Source organism: Paenibacillus aurantius, from assembly GCF_032268605.1.
In the GTDB taxonomy this organism is placed as follows: Bacteria; Bacillota; Bacilli; order Paenibacillales; family NBRC-103111; genus Paenibacillus_AO; species Paenibacillus_AO aurantius.
In genome coordinates this window covers 1531488-1555397 of record NZ_CP130318.1, presented here as the reverse complement: position 1 = coordinate 1555397, position 23910 = coordinate 1531488, and the positions used below count along the sequence as shown (strand labels likewise).

Here is a 23910-nt window from a genome sequence, read left to right as displayed (position 1 = left end):
ATGCGTCCTATCAGCTTCTTTACCAAAATGATCGTGTTCGGCTGTATCCTCTGCACACTGCCCGTCCTCTTCCTCGGGTTCATTTCTTACCAGCAATCGGCCAAGGAGTTTCAGAAACAAGTGAACCGGAGCCAGGCCCAGCTGCTCGGCCAGATGAATTCCAAGGTGGAGGAGACCCTGCTGACGATCAACCACGCCCTCAATCAGCTGATCAATTCGAATACGATGGCCAAAGCCTTAAACGAGCCCTACGCTCCGGACCATTTTGAGATGTACAACAGCCTCCGCAAGGAAATCAGCAGCACCCAGTCCTTCTATACGAAGCTCGACGATGTCGTGATCGTCAACTTTCAGAAGAATTGGATGATCAAAAATTCCGGCTATTACCGGTTCGACGAATATCTCCACCATGCCCAGATTTACGGGGAGAGGCTCATGCCCCGGGAGACTACCTGGATGCTGAATCCCACAGTGTGGTTCTACAGCGAAGAGAAAGCCAACGCCATCTCTTGTCCCTACACGATCAGCCTGATCAAGAAGCTCCCCGTGAAGGCGCTGGAGAAGGACGGGCTCGCCTATGCCAACCTGTCGGCGTGCGGAATCGCGGATATTCTCCACTATACCCCGCAGCCGTCGGAAACCGTCATGATCCTGGACGAGCGGGGGCAGCTGCAGTATCATTCCAATCCGGCCCTGATCGGCCACTATGCGGCGGATACGGGCTTCCTTCCCGACATGAGCGTCCTCTCCCATGCCTCGGGACAATTCGAGACAAGCCGGAACGGGGAACGTTATACCGCGACTTATTTGAAAAGCGATTTTAACGGCTGGATTTATGTGTCCGTGATCTCCCTGGACCGCCTGCTGATGGACACTAAGAAAATCGCCAACTATACGATTCTGGTCTGCGTCCTCATCATCCTGGCCTTTGTCGGCGTCACGCTGATCGGATCGAGGCGCATGTATTCTCCCATCGGCCGGTTGATGAACCAGCTCGCCGAAAGGCTTCCGGGCAAGGAGAACGGCAGGAAAGCGAACGAATTCGAAATCATCGGAGACCGCATGCAGGCGCTGTATCAATCCAATTCGGCACTGGAGCATGAGGTGCAGCACCATCTGCAGCAGGCCCGGACCTTCTTCCTGCTCCGCCTTTACCAAGGCTCGGTAAGACGAAGCGACCTGACCGAGAAGCTGGAGCTGTTCGGTCTCGGCGAGAAAGCCGGAAGCTGGACGTACATGGCCGTGCTGACGCTTCAGATCGATTCGCTGGAGAAGACCCATTACGGCAAAGAGGATTCCGATCTGCTGCTCTTTGCGATCAACAATATGATCGAGGAGCTCATTCCTCCGGAAACCCGGTTCCCGCCTATCTTCATCGAGCAGACGCAGGTGACCCTCATCGGAACGGCGGAGCCGGACAAGGAAGCCTTCGCCGACTATTTGTACCGGACGACCGAATCCATTCAGCAAAAGGTGCGCGAGGTGCTGAAACTCGGGATCAGCATCGGCCTCAGTCTTCCGTTCGAGGAGGTACGGGCCGCTTCCATCGCCTACCGGGAAGGACACGAGGCGCTCAAGCAGCGCATTCAGCTCGGCAGCAGCGTCATCATCCAGTATGCGGACGTCAACAGCGGACGCCACCGGCTCGCCATCGACTACCCAAGCGGCTTGGAGAGCGAGCTCGTGGACGCGATTACGCTGGCGGAGGAAGAACCCGCCCTTGTCCTCCTCAGCCGGTTCATGCAGGCGGTTTTCCGGCACGAGCTCACCTTGCAGGAATACCAGGTGTCGGTCAACCGCCTGCTCAACAAGCTGCTCGGAGTCATGCAGGAATCCGGCATTTCCCTGCACCAGCTGGATACCGGCGGCAGCTCGCTCTATGAGGAGCTTAACCGCATTCAGCTCGCCGACGAGATGGAGGCCTGGTTCCGGAAACGCCTGCTGCTTCCCCTTATTGCTATCTTCCGGGAACGCCGGAACTCGCAGTACCGCAACATCTCCGAGCAGGTCATCGACAGGATCGTCAACCATTATGATACGAATTTGACCATCGAGTCGTGTGCGGCGGAGCTTCATTACAACGCCAATTATTTGAGCGGGGTCTTCCGCAAGGAAACCAACCAGACGTTCAGCGAATACCTTCTTTCCTACCGGCTCCACATGGCCAAGAAATGGCTGAAGGAAACGGACATGACCATCAAGGAAATCGCGGAGCGGCTCCAGTACCTCAACTCCCAGAACTTCATCCGTTCCTTCCGCAAACAGGAGGACATGACCCCCGGCCAGTACCGGGAGAAATACGGGAGAGCGGATTAGGCTTCCCTCCGTCCGGGCAAGGAAGCTGGTGTCCGAACTTCCAGCTTCTTCAAAATTTTCGATAGATTCCAGCCGCCCCTCATAGTACAATAGTCCCAGACCGGTAAAAAAGGACCCAGCTGCGGCCCCTTATAAGACTCTTTCACTGGCCGGCTCGGAAAAGAGGGTGGACATGAACTGGAATTTCTTCATCACAGCCTATTTCAACTCCGTCTTCGGAGCCCTTATCGCGCCTATGTATGTCCGTTATCTGCACAAGACCGGCAAATTGGACGACCGCTTCCATAATCTCCTTCTGCTGTTCTTTCTTACGTTTTCCTTCTGGAGCTATCACTTTCTGTTTGCTTTGGGTGTAAACTCCTCCCTCCCACCGTGGAAACACCTCTTTCTGATCCTTCTGGCCGTGACAGAGGCATACGGAACCAAGAAATATATCCGCCGCCTGTTTACCATCCAAACGTTCCACACCGGCCTGTTCCTGCGCAAAGGCAGCTTGGCTGCGGTATATTTCGTTGCCTTTGAAATTCTGTATCACTTGCTTATCTTCGACAGGGAAAGCCAGCTTTCCCTTAATCTTTCCGCTTTTGTGCTGACGATCAGCTTGTCGCTCGGCATCTCCTTCTCCGCCTTGAGGCTTCTTATTCTGCTGAGCCGGGAATCGTCCGAGCCGAGATACCGGAATTGGCTGTACGCGGGGGCTTTCTTTATCGGGGTGGCCCTCACCATCAATCCGCTGCTCATCACCATATCGATGATCGATCCGCAGGCGGCGGACCTTCCCTTGAATTTCAACTTCTCCCTGATCCCCTTCTCCCTTCAGGCGGCCTGCTGGGTGGCTCTGCTGCTCGTTCCCGACACATACGGCGAGAAGGTCCGGCTGCGGGAAATCGAGAAACGCGAAGAAACGGAGCGGTATTATCATTCCCTGTTCCGCCACAACCCGGACGGAGTCCTCGCCTTGAACCGGGAAGGCCTCATTCTTCAAGCCAACACTTCTTCGGCAGGGATGTCGGGATACGAGGAAGCCGAGCTCGTCGGACAGTCCCTCTCCGCGCTTCTCCCGGGCGTCTGCTTAACGCTTCCGGAGGACGTTCACGCGGCGACGCTGCTGCAGGACGACACGTACGAAACCTGGCTGCGGAAAAAATCAGGGACGGCGTTCTCCGTCCGGGTGACGACCATTCCGATCATTATGGATAACAAGGTAGCCGGTGTGTACGCGGTGGTCAAAGACATCGAGGATGCCAAAGCCTACCAGAACCGCATTCACCATCTCGCCTACCACGACGAGCTGACCGGGCTGCCGAACCGCCGTTATTTTATGAATGAATTGGCCGCCCGCGCCGCCGAAGCGCTGACCGGCTTCGCCGTGATCTATGTCGACCTCGACCGGTTCAAAAAGGTCAACGACCTCTTCGGCCACAGCTTCGGCGACCAGCTGATTACGGATGCCGCCTCCAAGCTGCGGCAGCTTCTCCCCAAGAGCAGCATTCTGGCCCGGCTCGGCGGGGACGAGTTCGTCATTCTGGCGGACGGTACGGCGGACAAGATGCTTCTTCAGCCTCTATTAAGGAAGATTGTGGGGTTGTTCGGACAGCCTCTCCTCGTCATGGGGCAGGAGGTTATCTTGTCGGCCAGCCTCGGGGTTGCGTTTTTTCCAAAGGACGGAACGGAGCCCGACGAGCTCATGAAGAAGGCGGACCTCGCCATGTACGAATCCAAGCGGAACGGGGCCCAGCACTTCCATTTCTATGAGAACACGATGAAAGCCGCCGATCTCGCGGACATTTTGCTGGAAAACGACTTGAGAAGGGCCTTGGAGCGCGGGGAAATCGAAGCCTACTACCAGCCGAAGGTCGATCACAGCACCTCCGCGGTAATAGGAGGCGAAGCGCTGCTGCGCTGGCGTCATCCCCGGCTTGGGCTTGTTTCTCCCGCCCGCTTCATTCCGGTAGCCGAGGAGACCGGGGTAATCGTCGAGCTGGAGCGTTGGATAATGGAGGAGGCCTGCCGCCAGAACAAGCGGTGGCAGGAGGAAGGGCTTCCCGCTATTCCGATCTCCGTCAACCTGTCTCCCTCCCATCTGTCGCAAAGCACCATTATTACCACCGTTACGGAAGCTCTGGGCAAAAGCGGGCTCGAGGCCCGCTATCTCGAGCTGGAGGTCACCGAAAGCATGATGATGCATAACGAGGAGCGTTCGATCCTAAGGCTGCATCAGTTCAAACTGCTCGGTCTTTCCATCAGCATGGACGACTTTGGCACGGGCTACAGCTCCTTAAGCTACTTGACCAAGCTGCCGATCGACATCTTGAAGATCGACCAATCCTTCGTTCGCCAGCTGGAGACAGGAAGCCGGGCGATCGTGGAAACGATCATCAGCATGGCCCGGCTGCTGTCGCTTCAGGTTATCGCAGAAGGCGTCGAGACGCTGGAGCAGGCGGAGCTGCTCGCGTCGCTGGGCTGTGTTCAGGTACAGGGCTACTGCTACAGTCCTCCCGTTCCCGCAGCCGAATTCCGGCAGCTTCTGGAGCAGCAAGCGGTACCGCCGTCCGCCGGCTTTCAATCGAGCTGCCTTTAGCTTCCGCCTCCCCTGTCCCCAAGTCTTGTCGGTCCAGCTGTTCACACCGAGGGTTCCCCGCTATAATAAGGTATTGGACGAATTTTTGAGACAAGGGTGAACCGATGAACATAAAAAACCGAATTTGGCGGAATGCGGCCGTCACGATTGTTATGGCTCTGCTGTATTCCGTCCTGTCTTTATTCTTACTAAAGGGACCCGCCCTCGCTTGTTCCCTCGGATTGGCCTTCACCGGGATGGCCGCCGCGTGCCTCGCTTCTTACCGGACAGCCCTCCGGATGCAGACCCGGCTGGCGCATTTAACGGCCATAGCCGAGGGGATGAAGGAAGGAACCCCCACCGATACCCGGCCTATACGTATACAGGATGAATGGGACGAGCTGGTGCTCGCCTTTCATTCGTTGTCGGCGCAATTCCGCGCACGCTCCGGGCAGGAGCATAAGCTTCGACTGGAGGCCGAAGAACAAGCCTGGATCAACCAGCAGGTTTCGGAAATGGCCATTCTGCTTCAGGGATCCGTTAAGGTGGAAGCCGCTTCCGCCATTTTCCTGAATAAACTGGCCGCCGCCGTACAGGCAAGCTATGGCGTCCTCTATGTCCGCAGCGGGCAGGTTCTTCATTTTGCTGCGGGGTATGCCTGCGGGGAGCCGACCCGTTCCTTGGAACCGATCCCCATGGGCAGCGGCCTTGTCGGCCAATGCGCCCTGGAGAAGGAGATTCTGGAACGGCATCATTTGCCCGAGGGATACATCAAAGTATCCTCCGCTCTCGGGGAAGCCTCTCCTGCGAGCCTGACCATCATCCCTGTTCTCTATGAAGAGGAACTGGTGGCGGTATTGGAGCTGGCTTCTTTCCTTCCCTATCCGGATAAAGAACGGCAGCTTATTGACCGGGTCAGCCGCAACCTCGGCGTCCTGCTCCATACGCTGGCCGACGTGGCCCGCATCGATGAGCTGTTAAGAGAGACGCAGAACCAGAAGGAAGAGCTCGAAGCCCAAACCGAAGAGCTGCTGGCCCAGACCGACGAGCTGCATGCCCAGACGGAGGAGCTGCACGCCCAGACAGAGGAGCTGCAGGAGCAAGCCCAAGAACTCGCGTCCTCCAATGGGCGTCTTAAACGTGAGATGGAATTGACCGCCCGTCAAAAAGAAGAGCTTCAGCAGCAGAACGAGGAAGTGCACGCCCAAGCGGAGGAACTCCAGACGCAGGCCGAGGAGCTTCGCGTCTCCATGGAGATGGCGGTCCGGCAGAAGGAAGAGATTGAGCGGCAGGCTTTGGAGCTGAAGACCCAAGCCGATAGTTTGCGCCTTTCCAACGAACAGCTCGCCGCCGAATTCGAACGGACGGCGAAGCAGAAGGAAGAGATCGAGCGGCAGGCTCGGGAGCTGAAGGAGCAGGCGGATGAAATCTTGGCCTCCAATGAGCAGCTGAAGGAGCAAATCGCCCTCACGGAACGCCAGAAAGAAGAAATCGCGGCGCAGGCGGACGAGGTGCTGGCGCAGGCCGAGGAGCTTCAATCCCAGGCGGACGAGCTTCAGGTTCAAACGGAGGAGCTCGCGGACACCAACGAGAATCTGCTCCGCCAGATGGAAATTACCGAGCGGCAGAAGCTCGAAATCAAAGCCCAGGCGGATGAAATCTACCTGGCCGCCCAGCATAAGTCGGAGTTCCTGGCCAATGTTTCGCATGAGCTGAGAACGCCGCTTAACAGCTTGCTTATTCTCTCCCAGATTCTGGCGGAGAATAAGGAGGGGAATCTCCAGGCGAAGCAGCTGGAGTACGTTCATACCATCTTCTCCGCGGGGAAGGATCTGCTTCAGCTTATCGACGAAATTCTGGATTTGGCCAAGCTGGAAACCGGCAAAATGCTCCCTGTCCTGGAACCGACGGAGCTTCACGAGCTGGCCGATTCCCTGTACCGCAGCTTTGAGCACCAGGCGCAGAAGAGAAGCCTGACGTTCGATGTCCGCATGGACCGCACCCTGCCCGAAAGCATCATCACCGACGGCCACCGCCTGCGCCAGGTTCTCCGCAACCTGATCGCGAACGCCCTGAAATTTACGGAGACAGGCTCTGTCTCGCTGGAGATCCTGCGCGGAAACAAGGCAACCCGGCTCCGGCAGCCGGCCGCGGCCGGCGACATTGTCTTCGCGGTCACCGACACCGGGATCGGGATCCCGTCCGACAAGCTGGAAGCGATCTTTGAAGCCTTTCAGCAGGCGGACGGCACGACAAGCCGCAAATACGGAGGAACCGGGCTTGGGCTTACGATCAGCCGGGAGCTGGCCGGTCTGCTCGGGGGACGGATCGAGGTTTACTCCGAGGAAGGCGGCGGGAGCGTCTTCTCCCTCGTTCTCCCCGCCGTCCCCGTGGAAGCCGCCGAGCAGGCCGAAACCGAGTCCTTGTCTATCGCCGCGGCGGCCGAGCATGCATCCAAGGACAAAGCTTCCTTTATGGAATCGTTTATACCGGACATCTCCATTTCCAACCCTAAGCTGCTTCAGTTCTCGGAAATGGAGGACGACCGTGCCGACCTCCAGCCGGAGGATACGGTTCTGCTCATCATAGAAGACGAAAAGGACTTCGCCTCCATCCTTCTTGAACTCGCGCGTCGCCGCGGCTTCAAAGCGATCGTCGCCTTCCAGGGCGACCAGGGCCTCGCTCTGGCCCATGCCTACAAGCCCGACGCCATCCTGCTCGATACCGATCTTCCCGTGCTGGACGGATGGGCCATCATCAGCCGGCTGAAGAGCCGTCCGGAGCTCCGGCATATCCCGGTTCACGTCATTTCCACTGAAGAGACGGATCCCCACACCCTTTCCCTCGGGGCCCTCTCCTTCTGGAAAAAGCCGAGCGATCACGAGGAGCTGGAAGCCGCCTTCCTGCAGATTGAAAGCTATATCCGCCGCCAGACCAAAAACCTGCTCATTGTCGAGGACCATCCGGATCTCCGCAAGAGCCTGGTGGCCTTCATCGCCCATCCCGACGTGCGCATCACCGCCGTCGCCACCGGCCGGGAAGCGCTCGAGCAGCTGACCGTCCAGCATTTTGACTGCATGGTGCTCGATCTTGGCCTGTCGGACCTGCCCGGCTTCGATCTGCTCGAGCAAATCAAAACCAACCGCAAGCTGCAGACCCTGCCCGTGATCATTTATACCGGCAAGGAGCTGAGCAAGCACGACGAGCAGCGTCTGAAGCATTACGCGGAAAGCATCGTCATCAAGAATGTGAGGTCCATGGAAAGGCTCTATGACGAGACCGCCTTGTACCTGCACCGGAGGACGGCGGATTTGCCTCCCGATAAACAGCGCCTGATCGAGAAGCTCCATAACCCGGAATCGGCGTTCGAAGGAAGACGCATTCTGCTTGTCGATGACGACATGCGCAACATCTTTGCCCTGTCGAGTGTGCTCGAAGGGTATAACATGGAAATTCGCTTCGCCCAGAACGGACGAGAAGCGCTGTCCATTCTGGATGAGGAGAAAGAGATCGAGCTCATCTTCATGGACATCATGATGCCCGAAATGGATGGCTACGAAACGATGCGCGAAATCCGCCGCCGCCCGGAATACGAGAATGTCGTGATCATCGCCCTCACCGCACGTGCGATGGAGGAAGACCGGGTCAAGTGCCTTCAGGCCGGCGCCTCCGATTATATTCCTAAGCCGATTAACACCACGCAGCTGGTCACCATGCTGAAGGCATGGCTGATCAAGTAGCCTCAAGAAGGGACGGGAATTCCATGGATTATCCGATCAAAATCCTGCTGGTGGACGACCGGCCCGATGAATACACCTCGATCCAAGCGGTGCTTGCCAACACCCCTTACGAGCTCATAGGCGCCACCTCGGGAATGTCGGCGCTGAAGCTCCTTCTCGAGAATGAAGTGGCCCTGATCATCATGGATGTGCTGATGCCCGACATGAACGGCTTTGAGACGGCACGGCGCATCAAGATGCGCAAGAAGTCACAGGACATCCCGATCATTTTCCTCACGTCCTTGACCTCGGAGCTGGAGGATTACATGATGGCTTATTCCTCGGGGGCCATCGACTACTTGACGAAGCCCTTCCATCCGGAAATTCTGAGAAGCAAGATCGAAGGCTTCGTCCGGCTCTACCGGGCGCGCAAGGAGCTTCAGCTTAAGACGGCGCAGCTGGAGGAGCGCACGCAGGAGCTCGAGGAAGCGAACCGCGTGCTTACGCAAATGAAGGAAACCGCGGAGATCGCTTCCCGAATCAAAACGAGCTTCCTCGCCATGATGAGCCACGAAATCCGGACCCCGCTCAACGGCATTCTGGCCATGTCCGATATGCTGATGGAATCCGAGATGAAGGAAGAGGACCGCGAAACGGCCGAGATCATTCATACGAGCGGGCGCGGTCTGTTGTCGATCATCAATCATATTCTCGATTATTCGAAGCTGGAAGCGGGCAAAATGGAGCTGGACCGGGAGCCGTTCGAGCTCGAGCTGTGCCTGAAGGAAACGGTCGACCTGTTCCGGGCACTGGCGAGGGAACGCGGCATCAGCCTGGAGACATACCTCGATCCGGCCGTTCCGCAAACGGTCATGGGGGACCCGAACAAGCTCCGGCAGGTGCTGAACAATCTGATCGGCAACGCGATCAAATTTACCGAAGCCGGCGGCGTGAAGGTGTATGTCTACCAACGGTACGAAGCCGGCCCGGCCTTCGATCTCGAATTCGTCGTCGAAGATTCCGGGATCGGCATTCCAGAGGATAAGATGGGCTACCTCTTCCAGCCCTTCACGCAGATCAATTCCCCCTCCCATCGATTCGGCGGAACCGGGTTGGGCTTGTCCATCTGCAAAACGCTCGTGGAGCTCATGGGCGGCACCATATCCGCCTCGTCCCACCCGGGAGACGGCACGATGTTCAGCTTTACGATTCCGTCGGCTTATCCGGGCAGCTTCGCACAAAATGTAACACAACGGTAATGAACCGTTAATCCCCCGTTAATGTTCGTCGCCTATACTAATCATGACCCCCCTTTTAAAACATATACTTTGGACCTGCAGCCCGATGCTGCAGGTCCCTTTTTTTGTGCGCCTAAGCGGTCCCCTTTCAAAAATGCTTATATCCCGCTGAAAATATTGTTATATCCATCTTCGGACATGCCTTATATAATGGCATCAAACCCAAACCCGACAAAGGAGCGAGATGTGAATGAGCGCTGAACGTCAAATAAGATGGGGCATTCTAGGGGCCGCCGGCATCGCCAAACGGGCCGTCATTCCCGGCATTCAAGAATCGGAGACGGGCGTTACCGCCGCCTTAGCGAGCCGGGACGCCGAGAAGGCCAAACGGACGGCGGAGGAGCTGAATATCCCCGTGTCTTATGGAAGTTACGAGGAGCTGCTCGCCGACAGCAGCATCGACGCCGTGTATATCCCGCTGCCCAACCACCTTCACAAGGAATGGACGATCCGGGCGGCCGAGGCCGGCAAGCATGTGTTGTGCGAGAAGCCGATGGCCTTGACGGCCAAAGAAGCGGAGGAAATGGCGGAGGCGTGCGCCAAAGCAGGCGTGGTGCTGGCCGAAGCCTTCATGTACCGGTATCACCCGCGCTACACCCGCCTGAAGGAAATCATCCAGGCCGGAGAGATCGGGGAAATCCGCGGCATCCACGGCACCTTCACGTTCAATAACGCAAAGGACGCGAACAACGTGCGTTACAAGCGGTACATGGGCGGAGGCTCGCTGTATGACGTGGGCTGCTACCCGATCAGCGCCGCCAGGCTGATTCTGGGTGAGGAGCCCCAGGCCGCTACCGTTCACGCCCTGCTCTCGCCCGAGCACGATGAGGTGGACATGATGGCCTCCGGGCTGCTGGAGTTCTCGAAGGGCGTCGCGCTGACCTTCGACTGCGGCATGTGGGCGGCTTTCCGCAACACGCTGGAGGTGGTCGGCACCGACGGCCGCATCGAGGTTCCCTCCGCTTTTATCGGACCGGCGAACTTTAAGGTCTTCACGCGCGACGGGGAACGGGAGGAAGAATTCCCGCAGCTCAACCAGTATGCCCTGCAGGCAGACACCATGGCGCGTGCCATCTGGGGAGAGGCCGACCTGCCCTACCCCGCTGAGGATGCCATACGGAACATGAAGGTGCTGGATGCCTGCCTGAAATCGGCCAACGAGCGGGTGCGCATTACCCTGTAAGCCAAGGTCAACGATAGGAACGGCTTCACCAAATCTCCCACTCCAAGGAGGAAACCACTTTGAAAACGATTCAAATCCCCGGCCTGGACCGCGGAGTTTCCCAGTTGATCATGGGATCGGACTATTTCAATCTCCGCAACACGGAGAAGGTTCACGAAATGCTGGATGCCTACTTCGAGGTAGGCGGCAACACCATCGACACCGCCCACATCTACAGCGGCGGAGAAAGCGAGCAGGCCATCGGCCGCTGGATGGCCGAGCGCGGCAACCGCGACCAGGTCGTCATCTTCACGAAAGGCGCCCATCACGATTCCAAAGGCCCGAGGGTGACCCGGGAGGCGATTGACTCCGACCTGGCGGTGAGCCTGGAGCGGCTCCGAACCGATTACATCGATCTCTACGCTCTTCACCGGGACAACCCGGAGGTTCCGGTCGGCCCGATCGTGGAAGCACTCAACCGTCACATCGAGAAGGGCACGATCCGGGCGGTCGGCGGCTCGAACTGGACCACCCGCCGTCTTCAGGAAGCCAACGAGTACGCGGCGGCCCACGGGCTGACCGGATTCTCGTTCAGCTCCCCGAACCTGAGCCTGGCCAAGGCGAACGAGCCGTTCTGGGCCGGCTGCGTGTCGGCCGACGAAGAAACGCTCGACTGGCACGAGGCCAACCGCTTCCCGCTTCTCTCCTGGTCCTCACAGGCAAGAGGATTCTTTACCGGCCGGTTCGGCCCGGAAGACCGCTCGAACGCCGATCTCGTTCGCGTCTTCTACAGCGACGACAACTGGGAGCGCCTGCGCCGCGCCGAGCAGCTCGGCAAGGACAAGGGGCTCAGCACGATCCAGATCGCGCTCGCCTACGTGCTCAATCAGCCGTTCCCGGCCTGCGCCCTCATCGGGCCGCAGAACACGGCAGAGCTGAATTCGAGCGTGGAAGGAGCCCGCGTCACCTTGACGCCGGACGAAATCCGCTGGCTGGATTTGCGCGACCGCGGGTAATCGCGTTCATGGCGGTGCAGACTGTCTGGGCCAGCCGGCTTAGATAAGGCCCCGTACCCGTCCGGTTATCCTCTACTTAAACGGCAATCCCCAACAAACAAAGTCCGCTCCATAAAAGAGGAGCGGACTTGTTATATCCGGGCTGCAGCACGAAACAGGCAGGATTTAACACTGCCACGCCTATCCTCACTGAGCACCAACGACTGGGTGCGGCACATAAGGTTCTTCCACATACGCAATTTCTTCAGGTGCTAGCTTCACAGAAAGAGCACCGGCCGCAACTTCAAGATGAGACGTTTTCGTAGCCCCGACTATCGGCGCTGTGACCGGTTGTTTCTGCAACAACCACGCTAATGCGATTTGAGCGCGGGGAGCGCCATGTTTTTCAGCAAGTTCTGCCACACGATCCACAATCGATTGATCGGCATCTGCCATCACATCGTATTTTCTCTTTTGAACTTGGTCGGTTTCAGAACGATGTGTCGTTTCTCCTCGATCATGCGTGAGTCTCCCTGAAGCAAGCGGGCTATAAGGAATCACGCCGATTCCTTCTTCCCTACAAAGAGGCAACATCTCACGTTCCTCTTCACGGTATATAAGGTTCATGTGGTTCTGCATGGATACAAAGCGAGTCCATCCCTTTTTATCGGCGACATTCAGTGCTTTTAGAAATTGCCACGCAAACATCGCCGAAGCACCAATGTATCTCGCCTTACCAGCCTTCACCACGTCATGCATGGCTTCCATCGTCTCTTCGATCGGCGTGTCGTAATCCCACCGATGAATTTGGTACAAATCGACGTAATCAGTGCCCAGCCTTTTGAGGCTCTTGTCAATCTCACTCATGATCGCTTTCCGGGACAACCCAGCGCCATTTGGCCCTTTGTTCATGCGTCCCCAAACCTTGGTGGCAAGAACGATTTGATCCCGGTTGGCGTAGTCCTTTAGCGCCCGTCCAACAATTTCTTCGCTTGTTCCGTCGGAGTAGACGTTCGCCGTATCAAAAAAGTTGATCCCCAGTTCAAGTGCCTGTTTAATAATCGGGCGGCTCTGTTCTTCGTTGATAACCCATGGGTGCGTCCAACGCTCTGCTACACCAAAACCCATGCAGCCAAGGCAAATTCGAGAAACATCCAAGCCGGTGTTTCCAAGTTTCGTATACTCCATCATCCATTCGCTCCTTATTCTGCTCGTTTAAGTGGTCCGTAAAAATAAGAAGCCGTGGCTCCGCCGTCAATTAGGAAATCAGACCCTGTGATGAAAGCCCCCTGCGGCATCATCAGCAGCTCAGCCACATTGGCAACCTCATCCGCTGTTCCTGGACGACCGGCAGGGCATTTGGCAAACATATTTTTATAGAAATCTCCTCTTGGACCATTGAATTCGTCTAAGGCCAATGGCGTTACGATAATCCCTGGAGAAATGGAATTGAGACGGGCGTCTCTTTCCCCCCAACGTATTGATTCATACATAACGCGCTTCACATTGCACCGTTTCGCCATTTGATAAGCGTGCAGCGTATCCTTGATATTTTCTGGACGAAGGACTTCCAAACTAAGGAGATCTTCCGTTGGTGTCGTTGCCAGCTGTTCATCCATTTCAACTCCCAATGGAGGCATTCGGTGTCCAGATTGACTGGAAATGGTCACACCAACCCCCCCAGGAGCTATGACCTTACCTACTTCCTCCAGCAATACTGCGGTTCCGTATAAATCCACTTTCAAAATCATTTCAATAGGTGCCTGACTAGGTGACACGCCCGCTGCATTGATAAGAGCAGTGATTTCACCATACTTCTGTCCTTCTGCAATCAAATTTATAATAGATTCTCTGGATGAAATGTCCGTTTCGACAGGCTCCACATCAAATCCGGCTTCTTTCATAATTTTTGCAATAGCCTCGCTATTATCTAGGTTCTTGTCACCAACCATAATTTTCTTACCGAAACCAATTCTTCTAGCTATCGCCATGCCAATCTGTCCAGCACCGGTCCAAAGGATCACTTCTTTCATTGCCTGTCCCCCTTGCCAAATTCGCCGTGCCAATCCATTCTTATCGTTCTTGACGCGTCGGACGAATGATCATCTCATTAATCGCGACGTCAGCCGGTTCTTCCATAGCAAACGCAATCGCACGAGCGATGCTATCGGCTCCGATAGCCATTTCATACAGTTTTTCGATCACCGGCACTAAATCAGGATCGGTAACGCCTTCGATCAATTCGCTCGTAACGGCTCCTGGCGAGATGATGGTTGAGCGGATGTTGTTAATAAGCTCTTCTTTGCGCAATCCTTCCGATATGGCACGTACGGCGTGCTTCGTTGACGCATACACGGTGCTTCCAGCGCCGACAACGTGTCCTGCAACAGAGGAAACGTTAATGATGTGCCCTTCTTTTCGTTCCCTCATGGAAGGCAGCACAGCCGCGATGCCATACAGAACACCTTTGATGTTGACGTCAATCATTTTGTTCCAATCATCAATTTCTTTCTTATAAAGAAACGAATGAGGCATGACTCCGGCATTGTTAACCAAAACATCGATTTTCCCAAAAGACTTAAGAGTAAATTCGGCTAGCTCTTCCATTTGTTCGTTCGACGTCACGTCAGTCACTTTATAAATGGCTTGACCACCGCCGTTTTGAATTTCTTCCTGCAGTTGCTTTAATCGATCTTCACGCCGGGCTGCCAGGACCAATATGGCGCCTTTTGAAGCAAGTTCTTTGGCAGTAGCTTCTCCGATCCCGCTTGATGCACCTGTAATTATGACAACTTTGCCTTGGATATCGGACATATAAGGTAACAGATCCTTTCTTGATGTGTTTTATTCTTTTGCCGCGATAATTGGCTGATATGGCCTTGGCTATTTAATCAGGTTATTTTAACCAACGTCTTTCCCGACTTATTCGGCAAAAGAATAAAAGACATTGATCAATTACTGTACTCATGTCTATAATTATAAAGCAATCCAGAAAGTAGGCAATGGTTAGATTCGCTTAATTCGTCAATTACTGAACAAATGCTTGATAGCTGTTTACTATTTTTTGAAAGCCAGGGTGACTACTTTAATGTCTAAAGTGGATAGAAGAATACAGAAAACTCAAGAAGCGTTAAAGAAAGCCATTATAGAACTAATGTCTGAAAAAGAATTCGATGATATTACGATACAAGATATTTCCGACAGAGCTAATGTGAGTAGAGGAACCATCTATCTTCATTATCAGGATAAATTCGATCTATTGGACAGATTAATTGCTGAGCATATTAAGGAAATGCGGGATATTTGTGAATCGACATCGGACATGGAATATAAAGATGCGAATCTTCCTTGGTTCGAATATCTTGAAAAAAATCATTTATTCTTTTCAACCATGCTAAAGAGTAAAGGGGCACCTTCTTTTCGCAGTCAGTTCCTGGAATTTCTAATCGAGGAGTTCCAAGATGAAGTCAATGTAAAAGGAGGAAAAAATCGCGGATTAAACGCAGATGTTATTCTTCAATTTATTGTGACGTCCTATGTAGGCATGGTGGAATGGTGGATAGCGAATGGAATGCCTTATTCCCCTCATGTTATGGCAGAGCAAGTGGGGATTTTGTTAGAGAGGAATTTATAAAGAAGCTGCCGATCATTTTGATATTATCCCCTTTAAGTAGACAGTGTGGAAAAAGCACACTATGGTTTACTTGGAGGGGATTTTTCTTGGGCGAAATTCGGAAGACGTATGACATAGAATTCAAACGGCGAGCAGTGGAAATGTTCGTTGTAGAGGGTATGGGCTACAAAACCGTAGCAAAGGCTTTGAGCATCAACGACAAAATGGTTCGAAGATGGGTATCGCATTATGAACGAGAAGGACTCGAGGGGCTTAAGGAAAAAAGAGGCACATCAAGTACAGGGAGACCCAAGAAACCGGCAACGGTGGAAGAAGAACTATTGCAGCTCCGAGCGGAGAATGCGTTGCTAAAAAAGCTTATCGAACTGCAAAGGGGGGAAGAGAAGAACAACGTCAAACGTACCAAGCCATTGAGGAACTAGCTCCGTCCTATCCGATCACGCTGCTTTGCCGGCTGGCAGGCGTAGCCCGAAGCAGTTACTACAAGTGGGCAGCGCGCAAGCAACACCCTACAGCCAAACAGATCCAGGACGACGAGCTGAAGGCGAAGATCATGGAATGCCACACGCATGTAAAGGGGATCTACGGGTATCCCCGTGTTCGCACATGGCTGAAGAAGACCTATAATCTCCAAGTCAATCACAAGCGAGTTTACCGGCTCATGAGGGAACTCGGCATCCGATCACGGATTAGGCGCAAGAAGCCCTACTTCGGCTCCCGGGAAGCCACCGTTGTGTCTAAGAACGTGCTTAACCGGAAGTTCAGCGCAGCAGCCCCGAACCAAAAGTGGGCAACCGATGTTACCTATCTGCCGATCGGTTCCCGATTCCTATACCTATCGGTTATTTTTGATCTCTATAACAACGAAGTGGTGTCCTACCAAATCGGCCGCCACAACAACTTAAAGCTTGTACTGGATACCGTCGAAGCAGCTGTACACAAGCGCAATGTGAAGAAGCTTTTGCTTCACAGCGATCAAGGGTTTCAATACACCCACAAGCATTACCATACGCTGTTGAAGCGCAAGAAGATAAAGCCAAGTATGTCGCGCAAGGGCAACTGTTGGGACAATGCCTGCATTGAAAGCTTCTTCGGGCACCTCAAGTCGGAGTGTGTTCGCCTACAATCCTTTGCATCTGAAGATGAACTAACAGAGGCCATTGGAAGCTATATTCACTTTTACAATAACGAACGTTTTCAACAGAAACTAAACAACCTTAGTCCGGTTGAATACCGGACCAAGGTCGCTTAGTGGCTTGATATTTACTGTCTACTTGACGGGGGTAAGTTCAATTTCCAGCAGCAGCTTTTATATGGGACAAATATTCAACATCAATAGGTTATAGAGAAATAGGCCCGTTAACGGAACAAGCGGCCGATGATGTCGGCCGCTTGTTGTCGTTACGATATCGTGTCGGTTGGGTTAAGTCTGGGAGTTCAGCGTTTTATCTTGTGCCGACAATGATACATTTGATTTTCTTCGAGTCCACATAACGACAGGTATAAGCAAAAGGGCAAGGCCCCCTCCGGCAAGCGACAGAGTGGAATAACTTGAATGAGCGACGACCATACCGGACAGCGCCCCGCCCGATGCGCCGGCCAACGCGATCAGCACATCGATCCTCCCTTGGGTTCTTGCCCGCGTGGCAGGCCCCGTTGCATCTACGATTATCGCCGTGCCGCTAATCAGTCCAAGGTTCCAGCCGAGACCCAGCAGGGCAAGTGCTGCCGTGAGAAGAAGCATGGAATCTCCAGGCGCAGCGGCCGCAACAAGCCCGGCAATCAGCAAAACAGCACCCGATGCGATTGACATTGCTGTCCGACCGATCTTATCGACAAGGAGGCCTGTCACAAGCGAAGGCAAATACATAGCGCCAATATGGATACCGATTACCAATCCTACATCGCCCAGGCTGTGGCCATGATGTTTCATCTGGACCGGCGTCATCGTCATAATGGCAATCATCACGATCTGCGTCAAAATCATGACGGTGGCCCCGACCAGCAAGCCCCGGGTGTTATTTGTCTTAGCCGAGGCTGCTGACGGTTGAGTCGAGAAGGAGTGGACATTAACCGCTTTTGCAACAAGGAGGGGGTCCGGCTTAAGGAAGAGCAATATGACGATGCCGGCCAGTATATAAGCGGCGGCTCCAAGGAGGAACGGTCCGGCCAAGGCCGGGACGCCGATCGATACCGCAAAGCGTCCCATCACCCCGACCAGGTTGGGTCCGGCCACTGCGCCGAAGGTCGTCGAAACCATCGCAATACTGATGGCGGTTGCCCGCTGTCCGGGCTTAGCCAAGTCTGTACCGGCATAGCGTGCCTGCAGGTTGGTCGCGCTGCCGGCTCCATACAGGAGGAGCGAAGCAAAGAGAAGAGGAATGCTTTGAATGACGGCAGACCCTACTACGCCAATAGCGCCCATACCACCTGATAGAAAGCCCGCAGCGAGTCCCAAGCGTCTGCCGTGACGCTGGGAAAAACCGCCGACCAACCAAGCGGCTGCGGCGGAACCAAGCGTGAGCAAGGCGGCCGGAACACCTGCGTAGCTTTCCGATCCCAACATATCCTGCGCAAGAAGCGCACCCACCGTTACTCCCGCGGCAAGACCTGCACCTCCAAAAATTTGGGAAAGAACGACAATGAACAAAGAACGCCTGTACAGTTTTTGCTGCATCTCCTGAGAGTGGACATAATCTTGAAGTGGATTGTCCTCATTCCGAGGTTCCTGCGTCATCGCCTAGAACCACCTCTCTGATTGTTTTGAACCCATTGCCGCTCAGTCGCCTAACCTCGAGGGGAGCTCCTTCAGTTGGCATGGGACGCTGCGTACTGCTTCCACTCATGCACACCTTCTTCCAATCGAGAGGCGTTTATGCCCTTGCTTCTGAGAAGCTCGACCGCTTGAAGCGACAAGAAACAGTAGGGCCCACGGCAGTACGCCACCATTTCCTTGTCGCTGGGCAAAGAGGATAAATGGTGCTCCAGTTCTTCCATTGGTACGGAAATGGCTCCCGGAATATGACCCACTCTGTATTCTTCCTCGGGACGGACGTCCAACAGGACAACCTCCCCTTTGTCCATCCGTTCCATTAGAGCATCAAAGCCGATGGGTTCCACATCCCTGTAATTCTGGAGAATTTCGGTCTTCAGCCGCTGAATCTCGACGAGCTGATCTTCGCTGAACCGGTGCAGGGAGACCATAAAATCCGCCACGGCCGGTTCGGCGATTTCATAAATGACGTAGTTCCCTTTCTTTTGAAATCGAACTAGCCTGGATTCATGCAGGGTTTGCAGGTGCTGTGACACATTGGCGATACTCATTCCCGTCATCTTGGACAGTTGGTCGACCGACTTAGGCCCTTGAGAGAGGATGTCGATCAGTTCCAACCGTTTTGGGCTGGATAGGCACTTCCCGATCCGGGCAAATTCCTGATAAAGCCGGTCCCTCCATTGACGTTGTATGTACATGTAATAACACCTCAACTATTCAATTAATTACTTGAATAGTTTCAATGTAAAGGCTTCTTCTCTTAGAGTCAAGAAATCTTTTTCGGGGAAAATAGACTGCCATTTACTGCCCTTTAGCAACGACAGAAGGAGCAGCTGCCGTGGCGGCAAGCTGCTCCCTGGATCGCTGAACTAACGTTTCTCTTCTTGAGGCGGAAATCGCTCCCTAGGGAGCCAGTAGCTTCCGGATGTCGGCATTGATCGCCTTCACGTCCGGTCCGGAAGGGCGGGCGTCGGTAACCCCATACTTGGCCTTCAGCTTCAGAATCCGGTAGACGGATTCGTCCAGCCTTTCCTCCGAGAGGGTCCCGTCCGCTGCGGCTTTTCGCAGGGCCTGGATGACGGTAGTCTGCTTCTCGAAATCATGCCCGACAAGGACAATGTCCCCTCCGGCCAGAATGGCTTGAACCGCCGCCTGCCCGATGGAATAGTTTTTGACGACCGCCCCCATCGTCATGTCATCCGTAAAGACCACTCCGCCGAAGCCGAGCTGCTTGCGGAGAACGTCGGTGATGACCGCCTTCGAGAACGAGGCGGGATGCTTGCTATCCAGCTTCGGAAGAAGCAGGTGGGCCACCATTACGGCGTCGGCCCCGTTCTTGACCGCCTCGGCAAAGGGCACGAGCTCCAGCTTCTTCAGCCGGTCCATGTCATACGGGACGACGGGAAGGCCGATGTGCGAATCCACCGACGTATCGCCGTGGCCGGGGAAGTGCTTCACCACGGACAGAATCCCTTCGCTCTGCAGCCCTTTCATCTCCGCCACGCCGAGCCGGGATACCCGTTCGGCACTGCTTCCGAAGGATCGGTCGCCGATGACCGGGTTATCCGGGTTGCTGTTCACATCGAGCACGGGGGCGAAGTCGGTATTAAGCCCGAAGCCGGCCAACTCCCGGCCGATCAGCTTCCCGACCTGGCGGGTGAGGTCACTGCTGTTCTTCTTCCCGAGGCTCCCCATGCTCGGAAATTTCTCGAATTCGTCCGGAAGCCGCGTCACCCGGCCTCCCTCCTCATCTACGCTCATCCACAACGGGATGGAGCTCGAGGCCCGGTTTGTATCCTTCAGGGACGTAAACAGGCGAAGAGCCTGGTCCGTGCCGGTCAGGTTGACCTTGAAGAAGATGAAGCCGCCCACCTTATAGGTGCGGATGAGCTCCTTCGTCTGCGCATTGGTCTCCCTCCCGTCCATGCCAACCAGCACGAGCTGGCCGACCTTCTCCTCCCGCGTCATGGCCCGGAGCTTCTCCCGGATGGCATCAGGCGGCGGAGTCGGCGAAACGGCAGCCGCTGTCGGGGTCGGCCCCGCAGGCGGCGTCGAGGCCGCGGACGGGGTGCTCGTGACGGAGGCGGTGGTCCCGGGCGATGATACGGGAGGCGGAGACGCCGAAGCCGCTCCGGCCCCCTGCCCTCCTCCTTTCGGCCCGCAGCCTCCGGCCGCAAGAAGGCCGGCCAGAAGAACGCAGCCGGCGGCCCTTCTCCAGGCTCTGGCTGCGTTCCTTTTGTAAGTATGATTCGTGGGATTAAGCTTGGTCATGGTATTCCTCCTATCGGCCACCGGACTGCCTTAGTGGGAAGAGGAAGTGGACTCTGCCGAGGAAAGCGCCTGCTGGACCCGGGTTACTCCCTGGGACATGGCATGCCCGCCTCCGACCGCAGCCGCCACCGCCACGGTTTCCATAATCTCCTCGGAGCTGGCTCCTTCCTGGAGCGCTTCGTTCACATGCACAAGCGTGCAGACTTCATTGTTGGCGAACAGGCTGATGCCCAGGGCGATCAGCTGCTTGGTTTTGGCGTCGACGGCCCCTTCCGCGAAGCATTCCCCGGTAAACCGGTTGTAGGCTTCGACCATTCCCGGAGCATGCTCCTGCAGATGGCCTACTCCTATTTTGTACGCCCCTACCTTCTCTTCCGTGAGGTTGTTCGGCATAATCGGTGACACTCTCCTTAACGTTAGTCTACCTTAAAGAGTTCCACCTTTCCTGCAAAATATTCCCTCCCTACTCCTCCCGAAGCCGTAGAAGCAGCCCGTGCAGAATCCGGGCGATGCCGTAGAGACCCAAATAAGCCCCGGCCAGCAGGAAAAGCTCATTCTCGAATACCTTATGTACGTTGGTCATAAAAACGGTTCCATCCCGGCGGATTTCGTAGACCGCCTGAGCCGCGATGATGCCGAAAACCACGGCGGCGACCCAAGCCAGGGCGTCGGACAGCCAGCGGTACCTCCCCGCTATCCACTCCGCGGCAAGCAGCAGAACCGGCCCGAGCACGACTCCCACGGCAAGCAATAGGCTCATTCCCTTCCCTCCCTTTCGAGCGATTGGCCATGCCAATCTATGGTTATAGATTAACCCATTTTCGTTCTTTCCTAATCTTCCCGGCTCCGTTCGTCTTATGAATCCGACTCCCAAGGAAGGGCAATCGCGATAACCACCGCCTCTGCCCATCAAAAAAACCGTCCCCCGTTCAACGACGGGCGGGACGGCTCAAGCCTTACTAACTGTATGCGGGGGGCGTGGGATGAGGAAGCTCATTCAACGGTTAGACACCAGGAAAGCCTCCCTCCTGACCTCTCCCGACCACCCGTTCAGCCATCGAAGGTCCCGTAACGAAGGGAAGGGCACACGCCCTCCCCCCTTACATCTCCCGGTACCCCGTATTCGCCTTCACCAGAATTTCATCGAATTTGGCGCTGGAGGACGGACGGCTGGAGAGCAGGGTTCCGACGATGGCCCCGAGGAAGCCGAGCGGAATGGAAATGATGCCCGGGTTCGTCAGCGTAATGAGCGGATCCCCCGTGAAAATCGCCTTGCCCGCCGGGCTCCAGACGCTCGGGCTTACGGCCACCAGCACGATGGCGCTGATCAGCCCCGTCAGCATCCCGGTCACGGCTCCGGCGGTATTGAAGCGGCGCCAGAAGATCGTGAAGAGAATGACCGGCAGATTCGCGCTGGCCGCCACCGCGAACGCGAGGGAAACGAGGAACGCCACGTTCAGCTTCTGGGCGGCGAGCGCCAGAAGGATCGAGATGACGGAGACCGCTACGGATGCCCAGCGGGCGGCGGTCATCTGCTCCTTCTCCGTTGCGTTCCCGCGGCGGACGATGTGCGTGTAGAAATCATGGGCGAACGCCGAAGCCGCGGAGAGCACGAGGCCGGTCACCACCGCTAGAATGGTGGCGAAGGCGACGGCCGAGATGAACGCGAAGAGGAAGTCGCCGCCAAGCGCCTTGGCGAGCAGCGGAGCCGCCATGTTGCCGCCCGGATCGGCCGCGGTGATCTCCTTCGCGCCGACGAACTGAGCCGCCCCGAAGCCGAGGAATACCGTCATGACGTAGAAGATACCGATCAGCCAGGTCGCATAGACGACGGAGCTGCGGGCGGTCGGGGCGTCCTTGACGGTGAAGAACCGCGTCAGAATGTGCGGCAGTCCGGCCGTGCCCAGCACCAGTGCCAAGTTAAGCGACAAGGTGTCGAGCGGCACCTTGTATTTGTTGCCGGGGTTCAAATATTTTTCTCCGAGCGGGGTAGCCGTCTGGAGCGACTGGAACATCTCGGTCACGGAAAAATGAAACTTCGCAAACACGATCAGCGAGATGATAAACGTTCCTCCCATAAGGAGCACGGCCTTGGTGATCTGCACCCAGGAGGTGGCGGTCATTCCCCCGAAGACGACGTAGAGGGTCATCAGAACCCCGACGATCGTCACGGATGTCAGGTAGTCAAGACCGAGCAGCAGCTTGATCAGCGAGCCCGCCCCCACCAGCTGGGCGATCATGTAGAAAATCGAGATGGTAACCGTGTTCAGGGCGGCGACTCCCCGCACCTTTTTGTCGTCGAAACGGGCGGCGATCATATCCGCCATTGTGTATTTGCCCAGGTTCCTGAGCGGCTCCGCCACCAGATAGAGCACCACCAGATAAGCCACGAGAAACCCTATGCTGTAGAAGAAACCGTCAAACCCCGAAAGGGCGATCGTCCCCGCAATGCCCAAGAAGGAGGCGGCGGACATGTAATCCCCGGCGATGGCAAGCCCGTTCTGGTAGCCCTTCAGCCCACCCCCGGCGGTATAGAAGTCGGAGGTGGAATTTGTTTTTTTGGCGGCAAAATAGGTAATAACGATAGTCAGCAGAACAATGGCCAGAAAGAGCAGAAAGGCGGTCGTGTTAATGGATCCCATAGGTTACCTCCCCATTCCGCGCCGGACGTCCTGCACCATCCGGTCGAATTCGGCCGCTTTCCTCGAATAAAGCACGCACAAGGCCCACGTCATCAGAAATTGGGCGAAGGCAAACACCCATGCCCACGAGACGGGACCGAAGGCCGGCTTGTTGAGAACGGTGGTGTACGAGGTGAGGATCGGCAGCGTGAAATAGAAGGCGAAGAAGAACAGCGTCCACGGCAGGATAAATCTTTTCTTGCTGCTCATCAGCTTCCGGAAGGGAGCCGACCGGGCAACCTCGGTGAAGTCAATTCCTTTTTGAGCCATGGCATACGACCTCCAGCAGTGGAATGGACGGCGGACAAGCTTCGTAAGCGCTTCCACCATCACCCTCATTATAATTCCCGTTCACCAAATCGTCAAAACTACCATTTATTCTTCCTGCCTCCAGGTCCGAAAGAATTCCGGGTGGCTTCCCCTCCTTCTGAACGGACCCTTATGCCGAGAGCCTTCGAGGGATTTCCTTTCCTAAACACACCAAAAAACCGGCCCCCCTTC

19 protein-coding genes are annotated in these 23910 nt (G+C 55.6%); 9 read left to right on the top strand and 10 right to left on the bottom strand.

What is annotated here, in order from left to right:
• From MJA45_RS07520 to MJA45_RS07495, 6 genes are all read left to right on the top strand, one after another.
• A complete protein-coding gene (locus MJA45_RS07520; protein ID WP_315606651.1) occupies positions 1-2316 on the top strand; it encodes an AraC family transcriptional regulator in 2316 nt (771 codons plus the stop codon).
• Positions 2317-2488: 172 nt separating this feature from the next.
• On the top strand, positions 2489-4897 hold the full coding sequence (locus MJA45_RS07515; protein ID WP_315606650.1) for a putative bifunctional diguanylate cyclase/phosphodiesterase: 2409 nt from the start codon (positions 2489-2491) through the stop codon (positions 4895-4897).
• A 104-nt stretch (positions 4898-5001) separates the two neighbouring features.
• Entirely contained in the window at positions 5002-8616 is a 3615-nt protein-coding gene (locus tag MJA45_RS07510; protein WP_315606649.1) for a response regulator, read from the top strand.
• Between the two features lie 23 nt (positions 8617-8639).
• Complete coding sequence (locus MJA45_RS07505) at positions 8640-9854, top strand: ATP-binding response regulator (protein WP_315606648.1); 1215 nt, start codon at positions 8640-8642, stop codon at positions 9852-9854.
• A gap of 229 nt (positions 9855-10083) precedes the next feature.
• On the top strand, positions 10084-11076 hold the full coding sequence (locus tag MJA45_RS07500) for a Gfo/Idh/MocA family protein (protein ID WP_315606647.1): 993 nt from the start codon (positions 10084-10086) through the stop codon (positions 11074-11076).
• Between the two features lie 59 nt (positions 11077-11135).
• On the top strand, positions 11136-12071 hold the full coding sequence (locus tag MJA45_RS07495; RefSeq protein WP_315606646.1) for an aldo/keto reductase: 936 nt from the start codon (positions 11136-11138) through the stop codon (positions 12069-12071).
• Between the two features lie 186 nt (positions 12072-12257).
• Here MJA45_RS07495 and MJA45_RS07490 read toward each other — a convergent pair whose 3' ends face one another.
• From MJA45_RS07490 to MJA45_RS07480, 3 genes are read right to left on the bottom strand one after another with little or no spacing between them, the layout of a single operon-like run.
• A complete protein-coding gene (locus MJA45_RS07490) occupies positions 12258-13238 on the bottom strand; it encodes an aldo/keto reductase (protein ID WP_315606645.1) in 981 nt (326 codons plus the stop codon).
• Positions 13239-13252: 14 nt separating this feature from the next.
• Positions 13253-14083: an SDR family oxidoreductase gene (locus tag MJA45_RS07485; protein WP_315606644.1), complete on the bottom strand. Its 831-nt coding sequence runs from the start codon at positions 14081-14083 to the stop codon at positions 13253-13255.
• Between the two features lie 40 nt (positions 14084-14123).
• A complete protein-coding gene (locus MJA45_RS07480; protein WP_315606643.1) occupies positions 14124-14864 on the bottom strand; it encodes an SDR family oxidoreductase in 741 nt (246 codons plus the stop codon).
• Positions 14865-15138: 274 nt separating this feature from the next.
• Here MJA45_RS07480 and MJA45_RS07475 point away from each other — a divergent pair, with 274 nt between their 5' ends.
• The 3 genes from MJA45_RS07475 to MJA45_RS07465 all read left to right on the top strand — a co-directional run bounded on the left by MJA45_RS07475 (position 15139) and on the right by MJA45_RS07465 (position 16936).
• On the top strand, positions 15139-15684 hold the full coding sequence (locus MJA45_RS07475; protein ID WP_315606642.1) for a TetR/AcrR family transcriptional regulator: 546 nt from the start codon (positions 15139-15141) through the stop codon (positions 15682-15684).
• Positions 15685-15770: 86 nt separating this feature from the next.
• Positions 15771-16106, top strand: a complete 336-nt coding sequence (locus tag MJA45_RS07470; RefSeq protein WP_315606641.1) for a transposase — start codon at positions 15771-15773, stop codon at positions 16104-16106.
• Positions 16004-16936, top strand: coding sequence for an IS3 family transposase (locus MJA45_RS07465; RefSeq protein ID WP_315607957.1), 933 nt, complete (start codon positions 16004-16006; stop codon positions 16934-16936). Before MJA45_RS07470 ends, MJA45_RS07465 begins: the two co-directional genes overlap by 103 nt.
• A 171-nt stretch (positions 16937-17107) precedes the next feature.
• On the opposite strand, the gene MJA45_RS07460 is transcribed toward MJA45_RS07465, so the two are convergent.
• The 7 genes from MJA45_RS07460 to MJA45_RS07430 all read right to left on the bottom strand — a co-directional run bounded on the left by MJA45_RS07460 (position 17108) and on the right by MJA45_RS07430 (position 23679).
• Positions 17108-18421 carry an MFS transporter gene (locus MJA45_RS07460; protein WP_315606640.1) on the bottom strand — a complete coding sequence of 438 codons (1314 nt, stop codon included), beginning with the start codon at positions 18419-18421 and terminating at the stop codon, positions 17108-17110.
• Positions 18422-18492: 71 nt separating this feature from the next.
• Complete coding sequence (locus MJA45_RS07455) at positions 18493-19155, bottom strand: ArsR/SmtB family transcription factor (RefSeq protein WP_315606639.1); 663 nt, start codon at positions 19153-19155, stop codon at positions 18493-18495.
• A gap of 205 nt (positions 19156-19360) precedes the next feature.
• Positions 19361-20728: a beta-N-acetylhexosaminidase gene (gene nagZ / locus MJA45_RS07450; RefSeq protein ID WP_315606638.1), complete on the bottom strand. Its 1368-nt coding sequence runs from the start codon at positions 20726-20728 to the stop codon at positions 19361-19363.
• Between the two features lie 30 nt (positions 20729-20758).
• Positions 20759-21121 (bottom strand): carboxymuconolactone decarboxylase family protein, encoded by a 363-nt coding sequence (locus tag MJA45_RS07445; protein ID WP_315606637.1) that lies wholly within the window; start codon positions 21119-21121, stop codon positions 20759-20761.
• Positions 21122-21191: 70 nt separating this feature from the next.
• Positions 21192-21488 (bottom strand): transposase, encoded by a 297-nt coding sequence (locus tag MJA45_RS07440; RefSeq protein ID WP_315606636.1) that lies wholly within the window; start codon positions 21486-21488, stop codon positions 21192-21194.
• Positions 21489-21828: 340 nt separating this feature from the next.
• Entirely contained in the window at positions 21829-23370 is a 1542-nt protein-coding gene (locus MJA45_RS07435) for a solute symporter family protein (RefSeq protein ID WP_407083112.1), read from the bottom strand.
• A 3-nt stretch (positions 23371-23373) separates the two neighbouring features.
• Complete coding sequence (locus tag MJA45_RS07430) at positions 23374-23679, bottom strand: DUF485 domain-containing protein (protein WP_315606635.1); 306 nt, start codon at positions 23677-23679, stop codon at positions 23374-23376.
• Between the last annotated feature and the right edge of the window lie 231 nt (positions 23680-23910).